The organism is Tenacibaculum sp. SM2510 (assembly GCF_057002845.1).
Genome location: NZ_CP192703.1, coordinates 729,074 through 752,174 on the forward strand (window position 1 = coordinate 729,074; position 23,101 = coordinate 752,174).

Sequence of the window (23,101 nt, forward strand, 5' to 3'; positions counted from 1 at the left end):
AAAAATGATGTTTATTTTAAGTTTTCATTAACATTTAACTGAATTATTACTTGTAATTTTAACATCTAAATTTAAAACAATCAATTATCATGAAAAAAATAGTTTTAAGCCTATTTGTAGCAGCACTTACGTTAACTACAAACGCACAAATAAAAACACCTGCTCCAAGTCCTACTTCTAAATTAGAACAAGCTGTTGGATTATCTGATGTAACAGTTGAATATGCAAGACCAGGAATGAGAGGAAGAACCATTTTTGGGGACTTAGTACCTTACGGAAAAGTATGGAGAACTGGAGCAAATGAAAACACGAAAGTTACTTTTAGTACTGATGTTACTATCGACGGAAAAGAATTAAAAAAAGGAACGTATGCTTTATATACCAAGCCTGGAAAAGATGCTTGGGAAGTAATTTTTTATACGGATGCAACTAACTGGGGAACTCCACAAAAATGGGATGCTAGTAAAGTAGCTTTATCTACAACTGCTAAAGTTGAAATGATGCCTATGAAAATAGAATCTTTTACAATTACTATTGACGACCTTAAAAACGATTCAGCTGTTTTAGGAATGTTATGGGAAAATGTGTATGTTGGTGTGAAATTTAACACGCCTACTGATAAAGCTGTAGAAGCAAGTATTGCTGCTACTATGCAAGGGCCAAAAGCAGGTGATTTTTATTCTGCTGCTGTATATTATTTACAAAGTGGTAAAGACATTAAAAAGGCTGCAACTTGGATTAACAAGGCTGTAGACATGACTAAAGATAAGCCTCGTTTTTGGTATTTACGTCAGCAATCTTTAATTTTAGCAAAAGCTGGTGATAAAAAAGGAGCTGTTAAAGCTGCAAAAGCATCTTTAGCTGGTGCTGAAAAAGCAGGTAACGCTGATTATATTAAAATGAATAAAGAGTTTTTAGCAAAAATGTAATCCATTTAGAGTAAAAACGTTTATATAAAATAAAGTTTGCAACCAAAGTTGCAGACTTTATTTGTTTTGTACCCTTTTTTATCACACCATAAAAAACAAATAGTAACTTTGTGCTATGAAAAAATCAATAGCCATTATTGGTGGAGGTCCATCTGCATTATTTACTGCAGCTTTTTTAGATACTAACAAATTTGATGTTACCATCTACGAAAAAAAGAAGTCTTTAGGACGAAAATTCTTAGTTGCTGGTGATGGCGGATTTAACCTTAGCCACGGAGAATCTATTGATAATATAATTGCTCGTTACACACCTACTTCATTTCTTAAAAATGCTTTATTAAACTTTACGAATGAAGATTTACGTAACTGGTTATTATCTATTGATATTCCAACTTTTGTAGGAAGTAGTAATCGTATATATCCTGAAAAAGGAATTAAACCTATTACAGTTCTTACTAACATCAAACAGTTTTTAATTGATAAAAATATACAATTCGTGTACAATTATGAATGGAAAGGTTGGAATGATAAAAGTGAATTGGTTTTTAATGACAACAAAACTATCAATGCTGATTACACTATTTTTTCATTGGGTGGCGCTAGTTGGAAAATTACTGGATCAGATGGTAATTGGACGGATAATTTCAAGGAAAAAGATATAAATATACTTCCTTTTTCACCTGCAAACTGTGCTTATAATATTAACTGGAAAAGCGATTTTATATCTAAAAATGAAGGGCAACCTTTAAAAAACATGGCGCTTTCTTGTTTGGATAAAAAACAAAAAGGAGAATTGGTTATTACTAAATTCGGACTAGAAGGAAATGCCATTTACGCTTTGAGTCCGCAAATACAATCGCAACTATCTGCTAATATAAAACCTGTGGTTTATTTAGATTTAAAACCGATGCTTACCTTTACTGAAGTTGCTAAAAAAATAAATGATTCTCATTTAAGAACAACTGATATTCTTAAAAAAATATTGAAGTTAAGTCTACCTCAAATTACTCTTTTAAAAACTACTTTAACAAAAGAAGAGTACATCGATAAAAACAGTATTGCTGAAAAGGTAAAAAACTTACCACTTATTATTGAAGCTGCCGCTCCTTTAAATGAAGCTATTTCAACTACTGGTGGAATTCCTTTAAACGAAGTCAACGAAAACTTCGAGTTAAAAAAACTCAAAAATAATTATTGTATCGGTGAAATGTTAGATTGGAATGCCCCTACCGGAGGTTATTTATTACAAGCCTGTTTTAGTATGGGTGCCTACGTTGCTAAGCACTTTAATGAAAAAGAATAAGGCAATTACTTTAAACTTCTTCTCATATTAATTAAATGCTTGCTAAACCCTGCTTTCTCATACGCTTTAATGGCTGCAGGATTATCAGCATATACATCTAAACGGACTTCAAATGTGTTTTTAGATATTACCCAAGTATGCAAAGTATCAATAACTAATTTATTAATTCCTTTACCTCTATGGGAATTTTCAACATACATAAAACCTAAATACCCCAAGTTTTGATGTTTTAAATATGGTTTTGCTAGTTGTATTCTCGCATATCCAGAACCAACAATACTTTCTTCATCTATAGCTACAATAACCTCTACTTCATCAGACAAAATCATTGCTTTAATATCGTAATATGATATTTTCTCTTCTTTTAAAGTAACATCAAAAGGCCTTTCAAAATTAATAAGCGCTTGTTCAAACTCTAAAAGAATAGGTAAATCTTTTAAAGTCGCTGTTCTAGTTGTAATCATTCTTATTTCTTATTTAAAAATGGTTGTAATAAAGAAGCTATTAAAATTACCAATCCGCAACCTAAAGCATTTAACCATAAGAAAGGTAACCAATCTGCTTTCCAAACATAAATAATAATTAACTGGGTGATAATTGCGGCTATAAAAACGGCATTCGATTTCACAAATTTAAAGAAGAATGCCAATAAGAATATTCCTAATACATTTCCATAAAAAATAGAACCTATAATATTAACTAACTGAATAAGGTTGTCGAATAAATTGGCGACACAAGCAACGGAAATTGCCAAGATACCCCATCCTAGAGTAAACCATTTGGTCATTTTTACATAATGCTCTTCACTCCTATCTTTTGTTTGATTTCTTTTATATAAATCGATAACAGTAGTTGATGCCAAGGCATTTAACTCGGATGCTGTTGAAGACATTGCTGCCGATAAAATTACTGCTAATAATAAACCTATTAAACCTTTTGGTAAATTGTGTAGTATAAAATGAATAAAAACATAATCTTTATCATTCGTTTCTACTAGAGCATCTGCCTTTGTAATTACTTCTTTAGCTTGTTTTTTTATTAATTTATCTTGCTCATTTAATTCTTGAAGTTGCTTTTTATTTTCATCTGTTAAGCCTTCAAAAATTAAAGCTTTCTTTTGATTTTCTATATTGATGTGTTTTTCACCTAAAATCTTGTATTCTGAAGCGTATCGAGAGTTTTCAACAGCTTCACTGGCTTTCGGATTAAAATTTAAAGGAGATGTATTAAATTGATAAAATACAAATACCATTACACCAACCAATAAGATAAAAAACTGCATTGGCACTTTTAACAATCCGTTAAAAATTAAACCTAATTGACTCTCTCGAACCGATTTTCCTGATAAATATCGTTGAACTTGACTCTGATCGGTTCCGAAATAAGAAAGCATTAAGAAAGTTCCTCCTAAAATACCTGTCCATACAGTATAACGATTGTTTAAATCCCACGAGAAATCTAATACTTGCATCTTATCTGAAGCTCCGGCAATTTCTAATGCTTTTGTAAAGGTAATTCCGTCAGGTAAATATTGTAATATTAGGTAAAAAGCAATAAACATTCCTGCAAAAATTACCGCCATTTGTTGTTTTTGAGTAACACTTACGGCTTTTGTTCCGCCAGAAACAGTATAAATAATTACTAAAAAACCGATGATTATATTTAATGTAATTAAATCCCATCCTAATACAGCAGACAAAATAATTGCAGGCGCAAAAATGGTGATTCCTGCAGCTAATCCTCTTTGTATTAAAAATAGAATAGCGGTTAAGGTTCTTGTTTTTCTATCAAAACGACCTTCTAAATACTCGTATGCTGTATATACTTTTAATCGATGATAAATAGGAATAAATACCAAACAGATAATAACCATAGCTATTGGCAATCCGAAGTAAAATTGTACAAAGCCCATTCCGCTATGAAATGCTTGACCTGGTGTAGATAAAAAAGTAATTGCACTTGCTTGTGTTGCCATTACCGACAAACCAATTGTCCACCATTTACTATCACTTCCTCCTTTAATATAATCTTCTGCGTTTTTTCTTCCTCTAGTTTTCCAAACTCCGTAAAAAACAATAAATGATAATGTTAACGAAAGTACAATCCAATCGATTACCTGCATATTCTAGTTAGTATATAAGTTTGTAATAATATAAAATAATGCGATGTAAACTATATTTGCAATCAACACTACTGTGTATTCTTTTTTCCAAGTATATTTTTGTGAATCCATTTATTTTGTTGGTTTTACATAAAAGTCAGCATCAAATGAAGCTTCACTTAATAAAGGTAATACAAATTCAGTCGGTTCACCTGCTGGCTCAGTAGGATTACCATTTTCGTGCTTCTTATACCAAGTTAAAGATTTAGGTAATAAAAACCCGTTAACGTTTTGCCAATCGTTATATCTAATAATACTCTTTTTATTTGATGCTTTTTTACTATGATACGTAACCGTATAAGCTAACCAACTCATTTCATTGGTAGTTTCATTATAATAAATAAAATAATTATCATCTGGCGATGAACCTACATTTTCATTGTATGAAATTTTAAACCCTGGATATTTTTTTCCTTCAAACTCTAATGGTTTTGTTTCTGAATAAACGATTCCGTCATCTGCCAAAACAAAAGGCATTGTATAAAAATAGAAATATAAGTTATAATAAAATTTAGCATCTTTCTTATAAACTGCAGTATCTGAAACCCAAACATCTTTACCATCAAAACCTAATGAATATTCTTTAGCATTTATAACTGTTTTTCGTGAATGTAAATCAGTTGTATGCTCTTCATTTTTTAAAGTATAAGACAACGTATTCATTTTTTGCCAATTATCAATACCACCATGTTTATCAAAAACAGCGGCCAAAGCTTTTGGATATTTTTCTGAAATTGTTTCTTTTTGTACAACTTCCTTTTTTGCTTCATTTTTACAAGCAATAGAAATTACTGCAATGACAATTAATAAGATTATTTTTCTCATTTTTTTATAGATGTTTTATTACTAAAAATACAGTCGAGTAAGAAGAGTAAACTTACACAACTTCTATGAATTTATAAAATAAAAAAGCATCCGAATTCGGATGCTCATATTTTATTGATTTACTTGAAAGTGTTTTTTATTAAATTTTTGATTGGTAGGTGTACAACTCAAAATATCGTCCTTCTTTTTTTATCAACTCATCATGCGTACCTCTTTCTACTATCGAACCGGCTTCAATCACTAATATTTGATCTGCTTGTTTAATCGTACTTAATCTGTGTGCGATTACAATGGTTGTTCTGTCTTTTATTAATTCTGATAAACTTTTTTGAATTAAAGCTTCACTTTCGGTATCTAAGCTAGAAGTTGCTTCATCTAAAATGATAATTTTCGGGTTTGCTAAAATGGCTCTTGCAATTGCTAAACGCTGACGTTGTCCGCCTGAAAGCTTCACGCCTCTTTCACCGATTAATGTATTTAATCCGTCATCAAAACGATCGGTAAATTCATTTACATACGCTGCTTTTACAGCGTTTTGTAATTCTTCTTCAGTTGCATTTGGTCTTGGAAATAAAATATTTTCTCTAATGGTTCCTTCAAATAAAAACTCATCTTGTAAAACTACTCCTAGATGCTTTCGGTAAGAATTTAATTGAACTTTAGACATATCATGGTTGTCAATCGTTACTTTTCCTGATTTTGGATTTAAAAAAGTCGCTGATAAACCCGCAATGGTAGATTTACCCGACCCAGAACTTCCTACCAACGCTGTTACAGTTCCTTTAGGAACCTGAAAACTTATATTATTTAACACTTGCTTTCCTTCTTCATAAGCAAAAGAAACATCGTCAAAAACTAACGCTCCTTCAACATTATCTAACTCAATAACTCTTTCTTCATTATCTTCTTCAGCTTCCATGTTCATCAACTCTTCCGTTCTATCTAAACCTGCTAAAGCTTCTGTTAATTGACTACCAATGTTACTCATTTGTACAATGGGTGCAATCATTAAACCTAATAAAAAAGTAAATGATAAAAAATCACCTACGGTTAACTCTCCCATCATAATTTTATAACCTCCAATTCCCATTATTCCGGTAGACGCGATTCCCAACAAGAAAGTTGCCGAACTTGTCATGATTGCAGTTGCCGTTAAACTCTTTTTTACGTTTTGAAATAAAAGATCAACTCCTTTTTCAAAAGATTCATTTTCTTGTTGTTCTGCATTAAATGCTTTTATAACTCTTACCCCTGCCAACGTTTCTGTTAAACGCCCTTTTACCTCGGCATTAATTACACCTCTATTTCTAAATATGGGTCTGATATACTTAAAAGCTTTTAAGGCAACTAAACCAAAAACAATTACAGGAATCAACACAAAAAGTGTCATTGAAAGGCTAATATTTATCAATAAAATTAAAGAAATTACTGCTGTTATTGTTCCTCCTACTAACTGAACCAATCCGGTTCCTATTAAATTACGAACACCTTCAACATCACTCATAATTCGAGAAACCAATGCGCCCGATTTTGTGTTATCGAAAAAACTAATGGGTAACGATAATACTTTCTTTTGCACTTTTGCGCGCAATTCTGAAATTAAATATTGTGCTTGTACACTTAAAATACGTGTTAATAAAAATGACGTTACCGCTTGTATTAAAATAGCCGCACCAACTACAAATAATAAGCTATACAACGCATTGTAATCTTTATTAGGAATTACATCATCTAACAGTGATTTAATTTTTAAAGGAGCCACCAGGCTTGCCAATCTACTTACCACAATTAATAACAAACCGATAAAAACTAATTTTCGTTTTGGCCAAATAATCGTTTTAAAAGCGGTACCAATAGTTATTTTAGGTTTTTTATTGGCTCTTTTTGATGTTTCACCTAGATGTTGCATGGTTTATTTTTTAGTTAATATTTTCTCTAACTAGTTCTTTTTTGTCAAATGACATGCCACTATAAATAAGCATGACAGGTTAACAAATATTAAAACACTGTTACATTATTTGTTTTTAATCGTCATATACAGACCAGACTAACCGATTTCAAAATTAATGCTAAAAAAAGGAAAAATACTAATTTATGTTATTTGGATAACATTCTTAATTGGATTGCTAATTACCTACCTATTAAACCCTGAACTCATAACAGCTGATAATTTGGTTGCTGTTATACAAAAATTTAAAGGTGAAATGTTACTTATATATGTTTTGTTAACATTAATAAGAGGCTTTTTTTTAATACCCAGCACACCTTTTGTTATTGGAGGTGGTATTTTATTCCCCAATCAATTGCTATTAATTTTACTCATCTCAATTCTAGGAGTGCTATTTTCAGCTACAGCATTATATTACTTTTCTGACTTGCTAGGTTTCAGTAATTATTTAGAAAGTAAATTCCCTTCAAAAATTACCATTTTGAAAAAAAAGTTAAATACACCAAGATCAACTTTATTGATTGCGTGTTGGTCTATTTTTCCTTTTGTTCCTACAGATATTATTTGCTATGTTGCAGGCATCTTAAAAACTCCTATCAAAAATGTACTTTTTGGAGTTTTTTTTGGTGAATTTATTTTATGCAGTTTGTATGTTTATTTTGGAGGAACAATTTTCAATTCACTTTAAATAAAACATTATTTAAGTTTTATCAATCTTAACTTATCTAAAACAACCATTATGCAATAAGTTACATCAATTTCGTGCCATCTTACACCTCCAAAATTAGCACGACCACCATTAGCATGGTGATTATTATGATACCCTTCTCCCATCATTAAAAAATCGAATGGTAACAAGTTTTTAGAAGTATCACTCACTTTAAAGTTTACATATCCATAAATATGAGCAAACCAGTTAATAATTACTCCGTGTATTGGTGCCATTAAAAAAGCTACTGGCAAAAACAACCATTGCCACCAAGCAGTTGCAAAAAACACAAAAAATACAACATATAAAGCACCCCAGGTTAATCTAGAAAACTTTGAGCTTGCAAAATTATCAAAACTCTTCCATTGTGGTACATTTTTGGTAAACTTATCAGCTACTTCAATTCTGTTATTATTTATATCTTGATATATGTTTTTGGTACGCCACATCATTTTAAATAAGTTTTCATCATACTTTGGCGAATGCGGATCTTTCTCTGTATCTGCATACGCATGATGAAGTCTATGCATCACTCCGTAACCATAAGCACTTAGGTAATTAGAACCTTGTGTTAACCAAGTTAAAAAGAAACATAATTTTTCTCCAAAATTTGACATTTTAAAGGTTTGATGCGCTGAATATCTATGTAAAAAGAAGGTTTGAAAAAATAAACCTGAGTACCATAAAATTATTATAAAAATTACTATTGTCATTCTTGTAAAATTAGCCTACAAAGAACCGATTTTAGTATGATAAAAAAAATGAACCCAAGTTAAGTAATTCGTTTTCTAATTCGACTTAAAGCCTGTGCTGTAACACCAATATATGAGGCTATATATTTTAGTGGAATTTCTTTAATTAACTTAGGACGTTCATCAAATAAATTAAGGTATCGTTTTTCTGCTGTTTCATTTAACAACGATTGTTCTCTTTTAGATTTTATTAAAAATAAGCGTTCAGACGATAATCTACCAATGGTATTTCCTATGGTTGTTTTTTTGTATACTTCTTGTAAATCTTCATACGACATACTCCACATTTCTACATTTGTAAGGGTTTCTAATTCGTATAACGAAGCAGATTGCGTTAAAAAAGAATCATAAGCACTTACAAACTCATTGTTAAAACAAAAACCAAAAGTTATTTCTTTTTCTTTATTTTCTTTAGGTATAAAAAAGCGTACAACACCTTTATCTATAAAAGAAATATACTTTTCTACTTCACCCAATTTTAAAAGCTTTGTCCGTTTTTTTACTTTTCTTAGCTTTAATTTAGATGTAAAGAAATCCCAGTCACTATCATTAATTGTAAGTGATTTTTCTAGGTATGTTCTAATATTTACAATACTCATAGTACGCTATAATCTTTTGCACAACTTCTTTTGGTTTAGTATAAGAGACATCTTCTTGATTGTCTATTTCACTAAGTGTAATTTTGTGCAAGATACAACGCTTAGTTTTATCCTATTAGGTTCTTTCTTTTTTATAAATAGACTTTAACCTAAAAAAGTACCCTAAAACAAAACTGTCTTATGGTACTTTTAAATTACTACTGTTCTATTCTAAAAAAACTTATTAAACTACACTGTTAAAAGATAATACAAAACTTCTTCCTTAAGCTTTCTATAAATTTTAATGTGTTTTAGATATAACGACCTCGTACTTTCATGTTCATTTAAATAGAATAACTCACAAGCAACATCATCGCATTCATTTAGTTTTTCAGTTTCATTTCTAGCATTATATAATTGTGTTAAAACTTTAGAGTTTTCTAGGAGCATTAACAACAACTCATCTCTTAAATCTTTATCTTTTATTAAATTAGAAGCTATTTTAGCTAAATTATCACATTCATTTGTAATATAACTTACATGAGAAATCCACATGTCTAATTCTCTAAAACTTCTTCTTTGAATAATTTGTGTTTCTGTATCGTAATCAGTGTAGGTATTTAATTCCATAATCTTATTATTTATCTTTTCAATCACTAACTTTTGTTACTTTATAATATTATTTTCTATGGAAAAATACCTCTTTGCACATAAGCTCTTTCTATACGTTCTATTGCTATTACATATGCAGCAGACCTCATATCTAGCTTTCTGTTTGCAGCCATATTTAAGACCCTAATAAAAACTTCTCTCATCTTCTTATCTAGTCTCGCCATAATTTCATCTAGCTCCCATAACTCACCATTTCTGTTCTGTAACCATTCGAAATAACTAGCAATTACACCGCCTGAATTACATAAAATATCCGGAATAATTTCTACTCCCTTTTCTAACAATATTTTCTCTGCTTCGACAGTTGTAGGACCATTTGCTCCTTCAGCAATTAAAAAAGCTTTTATTCTTGATGCATTATCTTTAGTTATTTGATTACCTAAAGCTGCTGGAATACAAATATCACAATCCAAACCAAAAAAGTCTTCAGTATTTACTTCTGCGGTATTTAAAAACCCAACAACACTTCCGTTATTAAACTTTGTGTACTCAAATAAGTCTTTTACATTAATTCCTTTTGAATTTGTAATCGCACCAAAAGCATCCTGAACCCCAACCATTATGGCTCCTTCTTTTTCTAGAAAATGTGCTGCCCAGTAACCTACGTTTCCAAAACCTTGAACTATAAACTTTTTATCTGTAAGATTTAAACTTCTTTGTTCTGCCCAAAATTTTATATTTAAGAAAACTCCATAACCTGTTGCTCTATCTCTTCCTTCTAATCCTCCAGAACCAATTGGTTTTCCGGTAACAACATGTTGATTTTTTGATCTTTCTGCTGGTGCTTTTGTAGACATATACGTATCAGCAATCCAAGCCATAGTTTGCGAATTTGTATTTACATCTGGAGCAGGAATATCGTGCTCTGGACCAATATTATCTCCCAAAGCATAGGTAAAACGTCTTGTAATACGTTCTAACTCTGATTGTGAATATTTTTTAGGATCCATTTGAATCCCTCCTTTTGCACCACCATAAGGCAAACCTGTTAACGAAGTTTTCCAGGTCATCCACATTGCCAATGCTTTTACAGCATCAATATCTATCGTTGGATGATATCTTAATCCACCTTTATAAGGCCCTAATGCATTGTTATGCTGCACACGATATCCTTTAAAAATTTCTACCTCGCCATTATCCATACGAACCGGAAAATGAATAATTAACTCGTTATTAGTGATCCCTAATATTTTTTTAATATTCGGGTTTAAGTTTACCAAGTCAGATGCAGCATCAAACTGCTTCATAACATTATGCAACATTCCTTGCTTTGGTTCCTTTTTCTGTTTTAATTCTTTTGTTAAAGTCATTTTGTTAATTAAATAAGTTCTAATTCTTTTTTACTGCTGATTTCATCAAAATCTTTAGCAGTTAGAGTAACAATGTTTTCTTCTGATGTTTCTTCTTGATCAAACTCACTACAAGACCAAATAAAAGCGTTATTTGATGTTAAGCTGCAAGAATTAACATGAATACAAGTACTACACAAACTTCTTTTATAAGCGTTCATAAATCATAATATTTGAATATGTTACTATATTGGCAACAGGTATACCAAAAAAACACCATCAAACAAAACAAAAACATTAACAACTAACTAACAGGTACTTAAACCTAAAAAAGATATTTTTGCAAAAAAACAAAAGCGGGTAACTATTACCCGCTTGATACTTTTTTACCCGATACTTATTTTAATTTTTCTCGAAGTGTTTTTCTATCTATTTTAAGAATCTCTGCCGCTTTAGTTTTATTATTATTGGTAGCGGCTAGAACCTTAATGATGTAATTTTTTTCTAGTTCTTTTAAAGATATCAATTCTTGATTTTTAGGGAAATCTATTTGATATTTCACATAATCTGGAAGATGTACAATTTCTACTGATTTATCACACATAATTACAGCACGCTGAATTACATTTTCTAACTCTCTAATATTACCAGGCCAATGATATCTTTTTAGTACTTCTATGGCTTCTTGACTTATTTTTATAAATCGATCTTTATATTCTATTCCATATTTAAAAAGGAACTTCTCTACCAGTAGAGGAATATCTGAAATTCGTTCAGATAATTTAGGCACCTCTATTTGCACTACTGTTAATCGATAATATAAATCTTCTCTAAACTTTCTTTTTATGATTAGCTCTTGTAAATCGATATTAGTTGCTGCTATTACTCGAACATCTATTTTTTCTGTTTTTTGAGAACCTACTCTTACTATTTCTTTTTCTTGTAAAACTCTTAACAAACGCAACTGTGTTGCTAAAGAAGCATTCCCTATCTCATCTAAAAACAATGTTCCTTTATTTGCTGCCTGAAAAAAACCAGTTCTATTTGAATCTGCCCCTGTAAAAGCACCTTTTACGTAACCAAATAATTCTGACTCTAGTAAATTTTCTGGAATTGCACCACAATTTACTGCTACAAAAGGCGCTGTAGAAAACTTACCCATATAATGTATAGAACGTGCTACGAGCTCTTTTCCTGTACCACTTTCTCCTGAAACAAACACTGTTGCTTTGTTGTTTTTAAGTCGCTCAATTACATCTGTAACTTTTTGCATTGCAGGAGAGCTTCCTATTAACTCACCATAAGAATTTTCTTTAGCCTCTTTATCTACTTTAATCGTTTTTGGAGCATTCTTTAAAGATTTTAATATCGCCGTTTTTAATTCCTCTTTTGTAAATGGTTTGGTTATATAATCTGCTGCACCAGATTTCATAACCTCTAGTGCCCCATTGATTGAAGGAAAACCTGTAACTACTAATTTTGGAGTTTCAGGAAAATGTTCTGAAGCGTATTTTATCAGCTCTAAGCCATCAACTCCTGGCATTTGTAAATCGGTAATTAATAAATCGATTGACTGGTCTTTTAAAATTTGCAATGCTTCTTTTACTGAAATTGCCTTATATGTATGATAATTTAACGATTGTAAATGACGCTGAATAAGCTCCAAAATTTGAATATCATCATCAACAATTAAGATATTTTCTTTATGTAACATTTGTTATTTTTTTTAGAAAATTAATTACAAAAACAGTTCCTTTGGGTAAATTTGGCATATGTTTTATAGTGCCTTTATGGCTTTTTACGATTCCATGAACAACACTTAAACCTAAACCTGAGCCTTCTCCTATAGGTTTTGTTGTAAAAAAGGGATTAAAAATATTTCCCGCAGAATTTGAAGGAATCCCAACTCCTTCATCTGATATATTTAGCTGTACGTGTTCTTTAGTTTCTTCAATAGCAATTTTAATTTTTCCTTTAACAGGCGAAAAATAAATTGCGTTGATAACTAAATTAAAAATCACTTGTGTTAATTGAATTTTGTCTGCTTTTAATTGAATATTTTCTTCACTGAAAGACAATTCACTTTGAATATTCTTTTTTATAAAATTCGGAGTCAATAAACCAATCGCCTCCTTTATAATTGGCACACAGTTTATGACTTCCATTTGTTGCGGCATTTCACAAGAAAAAAACATTAATTTTTTTACAACTTCTCTAGAGTAAATAGCACTATTTATTACTTTTTGTAAATCTTTTTTTCCAACCTCATCAGTTTTAAACCGCTCTTTTAGCAGCTCTGTAAAACCTAATATATTAGCTAAAGGCGTATTTAACTCATGTGCTATTCCTGCTGTAATTTCTCCTAAAATAGACAGTCTATCTATACGCTCTATTTGTCTATTGGCAAGAATTTCTTTTTCCTTAATTTGTTTACGCTCAAATAAATCTCCAATTTCTGAAGCTATTTTGTTAAGCAAAAACTGTTCTTCTTCTAAAAAAGCGTTTTGAGAAAACTTTACTTTTGAATATCCTACTTTTATCGAACCATAAATCTCTCCGAATACTTTTATAGCTGAAATGATAAAAATAGCATCCTGGTTCTGATTACCCTCTATACTAATATTCTCTTTCGTTTGAATTTGTACAAAAGCAGCATCTGGATAACGGATAGACTTTTTTACATTTGATGCAATTCCGCTTAACAGGGTTTTTATATCAGATAAATCACTATTTCTAATTAAAGAGCTAACGTTATACAAACAGGTTAATTCTTTAACGCGTTCTTTTAGTTTATCTTCTATTGAGACTGGTTGTTCCATACGTTTTTAGTTCAAAAAACAAATTTAAAATTTTTGCTTTTTTTTAACAATCAAAAAAACACAATTTATACTTAAAATTACAACGTTTCCTTAATAATATACTTGAAGCTTAATAACGCAGAAATTATCTAAAATTATTAGTTTTATAAATAAAAATTTATGAAAATTGATGCCATTTATAGCAGTTACCCTGAATTTTGTCTTCATAAAAAAAACTAACACCTTTTAAAGTGCTAGTTTTCTTTCTCTTTTTAATTGCAATTATGTAAAAAAGGTATTTTGGGGGAACTCTCCTATTTATAATTAGATAAAGTATTGAAAAAATCAATATTAATTAATAATAAATCAAACTTACAGTTAAAATTACAACAATAAATGAACTATAGTATTAAATAATTGCACTATATTACTATATGAATAAAATTATGATGCCCCACAAGCATTTTCAAACAAGAAAGTTGACATCTCTTATAGAGAACAAAACAACTTATGCTTCTGAATATGCGGAACTTAACATTTTTGAAACCTATAAAGCTACTAAAAATGTGTTTTTAAATTTCGATAGCACTATTATTGCTAGTGTATTAACTGGTAAAAAAATAATGCATTTCGATAAGGCATCTCCATTTTCTTTTATCCCTGGTGAATCATTAGTTGTACCAGAAGAAAATGGTATGAATATTGATTTTCCTGAAGCTTCATTAGAAAATCCAACTTCGTGCTTAGGTTTAGCTATTGATCAAAATAAAATTAATGAAGTTGTTTATAATTTTAACGAAGCAACTGTTATCGAAAGAGAGAATAACACTTGGGATTTCAAAAAAAAATGTTCACACCTAAATAATAATGAAGACATAAATGTACTCATTAACAGGTTAACGAATACTTTTATTAATAATACAAAATCTAAAGATGTATTGTTAGATTTAATGATTCAAGAATTAGTTATTCGTTTATTACAAAGTAAAGCTAGAAAACTTATTTTAAATAACGTTGACGATATATATGATGATACTCGAATAGGATATGCTGTAAAATATATCAAAGAAAACTTAACCAAAAGCAATTTAACTTTAAATGATGTTTCTAAGAAAGCCTGTATGAGTAAATCGCATTTTTTTAAGAAGTTTAAAAGCACTTTGGGAATCACACCTACAGATTACATAAATTCTGAAAAAATAAAATTCGCTAAAAATTTAATTAAAAACAACCCTAATGAAAACATTTGCAACATCGCATATAAAGCAGGTTTTAACAACGTAAGTTACTTTAATCGTCTTTTTAAGAAGAATGAACTTTTAACACCTCAACAATTTAAAATATCTTTGAAAGATTAATTTTATAAAACTTTGACTTTCTTAATTGACGCTTTTACTTTAAACTGGCATATAATATTGCTTTTCTTTATTATTGCCATACTCTACTCTTCTGTTGGTTTTGGCGGTGGCTCTAGCTATTTAGCCGTATTAGCTTTAACCGGCATTGCATATACACAAATAAGATCAACTGCATTGATATGTAATATAGCTGTTGTTTTTAGTAATGTGCTTTTATTTCACAAAGAAAAATTACTTAATTGGAAGAAAGTAACGCCGTTAGTTTTATTTAGCGTGCCATTAGCCTTTTTAGGTGGTTTTCTAAAAATAAATCAGACCATATTTTTTATCCTTTTAGGCATTACTTTATTAATAGCTGCGATTACCATGTGGCTTTCTAAAAACATTTTTTTAAGCAGTAAAAAACCTAAAACAAACAGCTATAAAAATGCTATTTATGGCGGTGGTATTGGTTTTATTTCTGGAATGGTAGGAATAGGTGGTGGCATTTTTTTAGCTCCTTTTTTACATTTAAAAAAATGGGATATACCTAAAAAAATTGCTGCGACATCAAGTGTTTTTATTTTAGTAAACTCTATCGCTGGCTTACTTGGTCAATACATTAACCCTAATTTTGCAATTGACTGGAATTTAACTTCTATTTTATTAGTAACAGTGTTTTTAGGTGGGCAAATTGGTAGCAGAATGAGCCATAAATTCTTTAGCCCGATTCAATTAAAAAAGGCAACCGCTATTTTGATTGCCTTTGTTAGTATTCGTATTTTAATAAAATATTTATTTTAAATAATTACTCATCGGTAAGTGTTTTCATAAAATCGATAACCTGGTCTATTTCTTTGTCTGATAAATTTAAATTATCAAAAGGTAATGTTTGATATTCGTTGTGAATCCCCAAACCTTCTCCGCCTCCTTTATTATAAAAATTCATTACTTCCTCTAGAGTTGTATATACACCATTATGCATATAAGGTGCTGTTTTAGCTATATTTCTAATAGTAGGTGTTTTAAAAAAATGTTTTCGCTCTGATGTTTTATATAGATTATAGCGTCCTAGGTCTGTTGAAATTTCAGCATTAATAGTGTCTGTAGATATAGGAACACCAATGAACTCTAATTCTGTATCGTTATAATTAGGCGGAACGGTTCCGTTAAAAACAGGTGCGAAATGACACGTTGCACACATTGCCTTTCCTGCAAACAAGTTAAACCCCTTTTGTTCATTTTCTGTCAGCGTTTTTTCTTGTCCACGAATGTTTTTATCAAACTTTGAATTAAAGGTGTTTAAGGTTCTTATATATGATGCAATTGCATGTCGTATATTAAAATTCACTCGTTTATTATTATATAAATAAGCAAGTGATTTTTTATATTCTTCGTTTTTTAATACACGATGTACAACAGAATCCATCGACATATTAAACTCATTATGATTCTCTACAACTCCAACAACCTGACCTTCTAAACTACCAGCTCTAGCATCCATAAAAAAACCTCTTTGATATGCTGAATAAGCTACTGTTGGTGTATTTCTTGTTTGATTTTTATCAAACACTCTTCTGCCGTCTGTAAAAGCTAAATCTTTAACATGGCAAGTTGCACAAGCCATATTGTAATTCTTAGAAAGTGATACATCATTAAATAACTGCTTTCCTAAAACCACCTTTTCTGCCAATTGAGTGGTATCACTTAAATGATCTGAAAAATAATTAACATTTAATGTTTCTTCTGAAAATAAGGTTTCCATCGTATTAGATAATGCCATTTCAAAAGGAAACTTAACGTTCCAATCTTTTTGAATTTGAACCAATATTTTTAATTGAAAATTCGTGTGCTTTTTTATAAAAGTGAATCTATCAAAACTATCAAAATCATGTTTTAAAAATTTTTGAGCATTTATAACTGCTTCTTCAAACTTTACTAATAATTCTTTTGATTTGAACTTCTCCTCATTAAGTTTAATAATTTTTAATACTGTTTCATAAGTATATGAACTTTCTAACAGGGATTGATTTAAAACAGGCGAATCGAAACCCGTAATACCAGTTGTAGCTACACGTGTAATTTGATCTCTTAACAGCCATACAATATGATGGTCTTTTAATTTAAGAACACTATTTTTTTTTATTAATTTTAATCGATTACTTGTAACACGTACGGCCCTTTTTAAAACCTCTTTATCAATATTTTTATCATAAAGAGTTTCTTCTATCACTTGAAAACCTATCGGTTTTATAACTCTTGTATCATTACTCGTTTCTCCCTTAACACTAATTATATTTGGTGCATTTAATGATTTATAGTTATCCTTATCAGAAAAAGCTAAAATTGGCTCTAGTAATTTAAAATGCTTTCTTGCTAGCACATAATATTTTTGCTGCTCTTTAATTGATTTACCTTTCATACTATCTAAATTATTAATAGTATTAGATAGTTGATTTAGGTATAATTTATTTATACCATCAGAAAGTACTGTAACAGATTTGTATTTATCTATCTTTTGATTACACGATACTATTACAAGCAAAAGACATACACAAAGGTATGTCTTAGCTTGACTTAAGAAGTTTTTCATTTTTTATCTTTCTAAACCTGTAATTAAGTGTAAAACAGAACCTTCTTTTCTGTTTGCTAAATTAGGATTTGCCTTTGGATCTGTAAATGAAGTTCCGTCTGCTGGTTCCCATCCATGGTTTTGAGTCATTACTAAAAATGAGTTCTTACCATTATTTACAATATCAGTTACGTCAATCATTCCTGTAATTTCCCAATTTCTTGAAGTTGTTCCGTACCCTAAAGATTCTGCTCTTTCTTGATCACATTCTAACACCGTTTTTATAGCACCGGTTGTTAAATTGTATTGGTATAATTTAGAATATCCGATAATATTTGGATTTACAGATGCATATCCGTTAGGATCTTCTTGAATATAAGCATAGTTTTCGGTTACTAAGATATTATCAGGCGAGTGAAATCCGTCCGCTTTTCCTCCTGCAATATCACCATCTAACACACAGGTAATTTTAGCAGCTCCTGTTGGATCTGTATCATTTAAAACTACTTTATAAACACGACCTAAAATAGAACCTTTACCTACTAAACCTGGTTTGTTACGACCTGTAACCGCAAAATAAATTTCTCTATTATTTGCTGCAGAACCTCTTCTCCAATCAATATCTTCTAACCTAGAGAATCCCATAACACCTTTCGTTTTACATTCTGTATCTAAAGCATTAATTTCTTTTTCTTCAAGTTCTACAAATTCTACATCATACTCAGCTCCTTCAGCCATGTCCATTTCATAAGTTACACCAGAAGATGTTACCTTTAAACCATATAGTTTTCCTCCATTTAAATCTCCTCTATCGCCAACATACATTCCTAATTGACCCGATGGCACATTATTATCTGCATTATCATCACCAATAAAAGCCACTGTTTTATCTGAATAAGCATCTTTACCTATTACTACGGCGTTTTCTGTAGACCATTGCCCAAATGCTGATAACATATTACCTGCACTTGCATCTGTAGGTGACTTATAAGGATCTGTTACAAAAACACCTTTTGATGCACCACCCCATTCACCTCCTGACAAATACAACGGACCAAAACCATGTTCTTCTGGAGAGATCATTGAGCCAGAACATTGAGCCGTTTCACCAGTTGCTGTTGCATTTAAAATGTATTCTGCTGATAATGGTTTTAAATTTTCATTTAATTTAATTCTTGCGATAGCATAATCTGCTTCTATATTATTAATTAACGTAAAAGTACCATCAGTTTCAGGTAACAATCCTGCACCATCTGCCATAGAGCCGTATACAAAATCAGGTGAATTTGGTATTACATCTTCTGATGATAATATCGGTGTAATTTTTAATCCGATAAACTCACTTCTTACTTTTAAAAAGTTAGGTGTTTTAGAGGTTTTTAAATAAGCTGTTGCATCAGAACCATCATTCCCATCTGCTCCATTACTTCCATCAATACCATTTACGCCGTCTGTTCCGTCAATTCCATCTTGACATGCAGTAAATGTACTAACACCAATACAGGCTGTTAATAATGTTAATAAGCTTAATTTTAGTTTTTTCATTTTAATAATTTTTAAGTTTTTTTAATTCCTCAAATTAAAGGCTCGTTTGTAAAACTTACATCAATGCTATTTTAATAGCACATCATTAAAATGTAAATTTTATTAAGAGAACTTAAACAAATAGACCTATTCTAAATAAAAAAGGTGTGCTAAATTAGCACACCTTTCACCTCTTAAATCAACTAGATTTATGCTAACCAAGCATTTAACATCCATATTGTTTTTTCTTGCTCAGCAATAAAGTCACTCATCATCGAATTTGTTCCTTCATCATCTGCATTGTCTGATAATTCTAAAATTTCTCTTTCTATTTTTAATAATTCAGCCAATGATTCAATTACTAATTCTACCGCATCAACATCTTTACTTATATTTTTGCCTACAGGTACTTTTGCTGCTTTTATATAATCATCAAAAGTATGTAATGGTGTTCCTTGTAGTGTTAAAATTCTTTCAGCAATTAAATCTACCTTTAATTGAGAATCTGTATAAAATTCCTCGAACTTAACATGTAATTCAAAGAAATTTTTTCCTTTAATGTTCCAATGTAATCCTCTTACATTTTGATAATATATTTGAAAGTTTGCTAATAAAGTGTTTAATTCCTTTACTAAAGCTATCGATTTGTTCTTATCTAATCCTAAAACAGTTGTGTTCATTTTATTATCTTTTTAATTATTCTTATTTCAATACCTCAAAATTAGACTTAAATAAACAACAAAAACTATAACTGTTATTGATAGTTTTAATATCTTTATCAAAAAATCTGATACAATGACAATCACACAGTTAAAATATACGCTAGCTGTAGCTGAATATAAAAATTTTACGGTAGCCGCCGAACATTGTTTTGTTACGCAACCTACCTTAAGTATGCAAATACAAAAGCTAGAAGACGAGTTGGATGCTAAAATATTTAACCGTTCTAAAAAACCCATTGAATTAACCGAGGTTGGTAAAAAAATTATTGAACAAGCCAAGGTTATTGTTGATGAAAGCAATCGTATTGTAGATATTGTTCATCAACAAAAAGGATTTGTAGGTGGCGAATTTAAACTTGGTATTATACCAACGGTTATGCCTACCTTATTACCAATGTTTTTAAAAACCTTTAGTAAAAGCTATCCCAAGGTTCAATTAATTATTGAAGAGTTAACCACCGAAGAAATTATTAGAAAACTAACTGATGGTCACATAGATGCTGCTTTAGCGGCTACTCCTTTAGAGAATGAAGCCATAAAAGAGCGTGTTTTATACTACGAACCTTTTGTAGGTTTAATACCTAAGGAACATAGATTATATGATCAAAAAAAGATAAAAGTAGAAGATTTAGAGCTTGATGATATTTTACTACTAGAAGATGGTCATTGTTTTAAAAATAGTATTATTAATTTATGTAGAGCTAATAAGAAAAATTCCACTCATCATTTTCAGTTAGAAAGCGGAAGTTTTGATACGCTTATAAAACTATCTAAAGATGGTTTAGGAATGACTTTATTACCATATTTAAATACATTAGATTTAAACGATAAAGACAAGGAGCATTTAAGAGAGTTTGAAACACCTCCTCCAGCAAGGGAAGTAAGTTTAATATACCATAAATCGCAACTTAAAATGCAATTAATAGAAGCTTTAAAAAGTACTATAGACGGTGTAATAAGAGGCGCAATTGCTTTTAGTGATGTTGATATTATTAGCCCGATAAATAAAAAATAACTCATAAAAAAATCCCGCAATTGCGGGATTTTTTTATTTAAAATTTATATTCTGATAAAGGTTTCGGAAAATCTTCTGGATTCGCCGCTAAATGATAACGAGGATCCTCTACATCTTCTTCTATAACTCCTGTAAAAATTGGACTCGCTTTATAAAGCAATATCTTACAATCTTCACTTAAATGTTTTAAAGTAACTTTTTTACCTGCCGCTTGGTATTTTTCCACCAAACCAAAAATAGCTTCGATTGCTGAATGATCTGAAACTCTAGATTCAACAAAATCAATTTCTATTTTTTCTGGATCATTTTTAATATCAAATTTACCGTTAAAAGCTGTAATACTTCCAAAAAATAAAGGTCCCCATATTTCGTACACTTTTGTTCCGTCTGCTTTCATTCTTTTTCTAGCTCTAATTTTCTTAGCGCTTGTCCATGCAAAAGATAAAGCTGATATAATTACCCCTACAAAAACAGCAATTGCTAAATCAAAAAATACAGTAACTGCAGATACGATTACCAATACAAATGCATCTGAAGCTGGAATTTTTTTCATGATTCTAAAGCTAGACCATGCAAAAGTTTCAATAACCATCATAAACATTACTCCTACTAAAGCTGCAATTGGCACTTGCTCTATATATTTATCAGCAAATAAAATAAAGGTTAATAAGGTTAATGACATCATTACTCCTGATAATCTTCCTCTACCACCAGCATTGATATTAATAACTGTTTGACCAATCATACCACAACCACCAGTTCCACCAAATACACCACTTACAATATTTCCGGCTCCTTGCGCAACACATTCTTTATTTCCGTTTCCTCTACTGTCTGTTAATTCATCTACCAAATTCATAGTCATTAAAGTTTCTATCAAACCAACAGAAGCCGCTAAAAAGGCATAAGGTGCTATAAATTTAAGCGTATCTAAATTAAAAGGAAGGTTACTCCAAAGCTCTAATAAATTTAGTTTTTTTGATATTTCATCAATACCATTTAAACCAGCGCCACCACCATCTCTAATAAAATCACCAACATTAATTGAACTTAAGCCACTAAATATTGATATTAATGTAACAATTAAAATAGCCGTTAATGCTGCCGGTATTTTAGTAGTTATTTTTGGTAACCCCCATACAATAAGCATCGTTAATAAAACTAACCCAATCATTGTATAAAGCTTTTCTCCTTGCATGGTTGATTTTACAACTCCGCTATCTTTTACCGAATAAAACCCTTCTTCTGAAGCGTTAAAAACCACTTTTTTTGTTTTAGCGTCAAAAACTTGTCCGTCTGACACAAAAAACATTTCCTCATTTGTGTTATTATTTTTTACTGAATTACCATCAACAGTAAATAAAACAGCACCAGAATTTAAATCTTTAACTTGATTATCTGTTACATTATAAACCAACTCTTTCGATTCGGTTTTACGCATATTTTGTCCAAAAAAATCTTTCTTATTTTCTGTAAACATTCCCAATTGCGCCATAAAAATAACAATTGCCAATCCGTTTACAAATCCCATCATTACAGAATGCGGAATTAAACGCACAAATTTACCTAGTTTAAATACACCAGCTAGCACTTGTATGACTCCCATTAAAACTACTGCTGCTAGCAAATAGAAGTATCCCATATTTTCTACAGGATTATCAAATAAAAGACCTTTTGCATGTCCTTCTTGTATCATCGTCACAAAAATAACTGCTACAGCTCCTGCTGCACCAGAAATAAGTCCTGGTCTACCACCAAAAATGGCAGATATTATTCCTACCACAAATGCACCAAATAATGCTACTATTGGGCTAATTTGAGCAACGAAAGCAAAAGCAACCACTTCTGGTATCATTGCTAAAGAAACTGTTATACCTGCTAACGTATCATCTTTAATGTTAAGTTTCTTATTTTTAAGGTATTTCATCATAATATTTTCGACTATTGTAAAAGTTGGCAAATGTAAA

Annotated in this window: 21 protein-coding genes; 6 read left to right on the top strand and 15 right to left on the bottom strand. The window is 30.5% G+C overall.

Features of this window, described 5'->3' with window-relative positions:
* Window positions 1-89: 89 nt before the first annotated feature.
* Window positions 90-929 (top strand): DUF2911 domain-containing protein, encoded by an 840-nt coding sequence (locus ACQ629_RS03175; RefSeq protein WP_483706500.1) that lies wholly within the window; start codon window positions 90-92, stop codon window positions 927-929.
* Window positions 930-1,044: 115 nt separating this feature from the next.
* Complete coding sequence (locus tag ACQ629_RS03180) at window positions 1,045-2,232, top strand: BaiN/RdsA family NAD(P)/FAD-dependent oxidoreductase (RefSeq protein ID WP_483706501.1); 1,188 nt, start codon at window positions 1,045-1,047, stop codon at window positions 2,230-2,232.
* Window positions 2,233-2,237: 5 nt separating this feature from the next.
* Here the strand turns inward: ACQ629_RS03180 and ACQ629_RS03185 are convergent, their stop codons facing one another.
* The 4 genes from ACQ629_RS03185 to ACQ629_RS03200 form a co-directional block, all read right to left on the bottom strand.
* Window positions 2,238-2,696 (bottom strand): GNAT family N-acetyltransferase, encoded by a 459-nt coding sequence (locus tag ACQ629_RS03185; protein ID WP_483706502.1) that lies wholly within the window; start codon window positions 2,694-2,696, stop codon window positions 2,238-2,240.
* A gap of 2 nt (window positions 2,697-2,698) precedes the next feature.
* A complete protein-coding gene (locus tag ACQ629_RS03190; RefSeq protein ID WP_483706503.1) occupies window positions 2,699-4,354 on the bottom strand; it encodes a sodium:solute symporter family protein in 1,656 nt (551 codons plus the stop codon).
* 111 nt (window positions 4,355-4,465) lie between these two features.
* Window positions 4,466-5,218, bottom strand: a complete 753-nt coding sequence (locus ACQ629_RS03195; RefSeq protein WP_483706504.1) for a DUF6503 family protein — start codon at window positions 5,216-5,218, stop codon at window positions 4,466-4,468.
* A gap of 139 nt (window positions 5,219-5,357) precedes the next feature.
* Window positions 5,358-7,127, bottom strand: coding sequence for an ABC transporter ATP-binding protein (locus ACQ629_RS03200; RefSeq protein ID WP_483706505.1), 1,770 nt, complete (start codon window positions 7,125-7,127; stop codon window positions 5,358-5,360).
* A gap of 157 nt (window positions 7,128-7,284) precedes the next feature.
* Between ACQ629_RS03200 and ACQ629_RS03205 the strand changes: the two genes are divergently transcribed.
* Window positions 7,285-7,854, top strand: a complete 570-nt coding sequence (locus tag ACQ629_RS03205; protein ID WP_483706506.1) for a VTT domain-containing protein — start codon at window positions 7,285-7,287, stop codon at window positions 7,852-7,854.
* An 8-nt stretch (window positions 7,855-7,862) separates the two neighbouring features.
* On the opposite strand, the gene ACQ629_RS03210 is transcribed toward ACQ629_RS03205, so the two are convergent.
* The 7 genes from ACQ629_RS03210 to ACQ629_RS03240 all read right to left on the bottom strand — a co-directional run bounded on the left by ACQ629_RS03210 (window position 7,863) and on the right by ACQ629_RS03240 (window position 13,985).
* Window positions 7,863-8,588, bottom strand: a complete 726-nt coding sequence (locus tag ACQ629_RS03210) for an acyl-CoA desaturase (RefSeq protein WP_483706507.1) — start codon at window positions 8,586-8,588, stop codon at window positions 7,863-7,865.
* Window positions 8,589-8,647: 59 nt separating this feature from the next.
* On the bottom strand, window positions 8,648-9,220 hold the full coding sequence (locus tag ACQ629_RS03215; protein WP_483707152.1) for a Crp/Fnr family transcriptional regulator: 573 nt from the start codon (window positions 9,218-9,220) through the stop codon (window positions 8,648-8,650).
* Between the two features lie 234 nt (window positions 9,221-9,454).
* Window positions 9,455-9,835 carry a hypothetical protein gene (locus ACQ629_RS03220; protein ID WP_483706508.1) on the bottom strand — a complete coding sequence of 127 codons (381 nt, stop codon included), beginning with the start codon at window positions 9,833-9,835 and terminating at the stop codon, window positions 9,455-9,457.
* Between the two features lie 56 nt (window positions 9,836-9,891).
* Window positions 9,892-11,187 carry a Glu/Leu/Phe/Val family dehydrogenase gene (locus ACQ629_RS03225; protein ID WP_483706509.1) on the bottom strand — a complete coding sequence of 432 codons (1,296 nt, stop codon included), beginning with the start codon at window positions 11,185-11,187 and terminating at the stop codon, window positions 9,892-9,894.
* Between the two features lie 8 nt (window positions 11,188-11,195).
* Window positions 11,196-11,387, bottom strand: a complete 192-nt coding sequence (locus tag ACQ629_RS03230; RefSeq protein ID WP_483706510.1) for a hypothetical protein — start codon at window positions 11,385-11,387, stop codon at window positions 11,196-11,198.
* Between the two features lie 176 nt (window positions 11,388-11,563).
* Window positions 11,564-12,880: a sigma-54-dependent transcriptional regulator gene (locus ACQ629_RS03235; RefSeq protein ID WP_483706511.1), complete on the bottom strand. Its 1,317-nt coding sequence runs from the start codon at window positions 12,878-12,880 to the stop codon at window positions 11,564-11,566.
* The gene (locus ACQ629_RS03240) at window positions 12,870-13,985 is read right to left on the bottom strand and encodes a sensor histidine kinase (RefSeq protein WP_483706512.1); all 1,116 of its coding nucleotides are present in this window, start codon (window positions 13,983-13,985) and stop codon (window positions 12,870-12,872) included. Before ACQ629_RS03240 ends, ACQ629_RS03235 begins: the two co-directional genes overlap by 11 nt.
* 458 nt (window positions 13,986-14,443) lie before the next feature.
* On the opposite strand from ACQ629_RS03240, the gene ACQ629_RS03245 reads away from it, so the two are divergent.
* Together ACQ629_RS03245 and ACQ629_RS03250 are read left to right on the top strand one after the other, a co-directional pair.
* Window positions 14,444-15,322, top strand: a complete 879-nt coding sequence (locus tag ACQ629_RS03245) for an AraC family transcriptional regulator N-terminal domain-containing protein (protein ID WP_483706513.1) — start codon at window positions 14,444-14,446, stop codon at window positions 15,320-15,322.
* A gap of 12 nt (window positions 15,323-15,334) precedes the next feature.
* Complete coding sequence (locus tag ACQ629_RS03250) at window positions 15,335-16,105, top strand: sulfite exporter TauE/SafE family protein (protein WP_483706514.1); 771 nt, start codon at window positions 15,335-15,337, stop codon at window positions 16,103-16,105.
* Window positions 16,106-16,109: 4 nt separating this feature from the next.
* On the opposite strand, the gene ACQ629_RS03255 is transcribed toward ACQ629_RS03250, so the two are convergent.
* From ACQ629_RS03255 to ACQ629_RS03265, 3 genes are all read right to left on the bottom strand, one after another.
* Complete coding sequence (locus tag ACQ629_RS03255; RefSeq protein WP_483706515.1) at window positions 16,110-17,846, bottom strand: cytochrome-c peroxidase; 1,737 nt, start codon at window positions 17,844-17,846, stop codon at window positions 16,110-16,112.
* 51 nt (window positions 17,847-17,897) lie between these two features.
* Window positions 17,898-19,418, bottom strand: coding sequence for a PhoX family protein (locus ACQ629_RS03260; RefSeq protein ID WP_483706516.1), 1,521 nt, complete (start codon window positions 19,416-19,418; stop codon window positions 17,898-17,900).
* A gap of 188 nt (window positions 19,419-19,606) precedes the next feature.
* Entirely contained in the window at window positions 19,607-20,077 is a 471-nt protein-coding gene (locus ACQ629_RS03265) for a Dps family protein (protein ID WP_483706517.1), read from the bottom strand.
* 115 nt (window positions 20,078-20,192) lie between these two features.
* Between ACQ629_RS03265 and ACQ629_RS03270 the strand changes: the two genes are divergently transcribed.
* Window positions 20,193-21,134 carry a LysR family transcriptional regulator gene (locus ACQ629_RS03270; RefSeq protein WP_483706518.1) on the top strand — a complete coding sequence of 314 codons (942 nt, stop codon included), beginning with the start codon at window positions 20,193-20,195 and terminating at the stop codon, window positions 21,132-21,134.
* A 37-nt stretch (window positions 21,135-21,171) separates the two neighbouring features.
* Here the strand turns inward: ACQ629_RS03270 and ACQ629_RS03275 are convergent, their stop codons facing one another.
* Window positions 21,172-23,064: a SulP family inorganic anion transporter gene (locus tag ACQ629_RS03275; RefSeq protein ID WP_483706519.1), complete on the bottom strand. Its 1,893-nt coding sequence runs from the start codon at window positions 23,062-23,064 to the stop codon at window positions 21,172-21,174.
* Window positions 23,065-23,101: the final 37 nt, after the last annotated feature.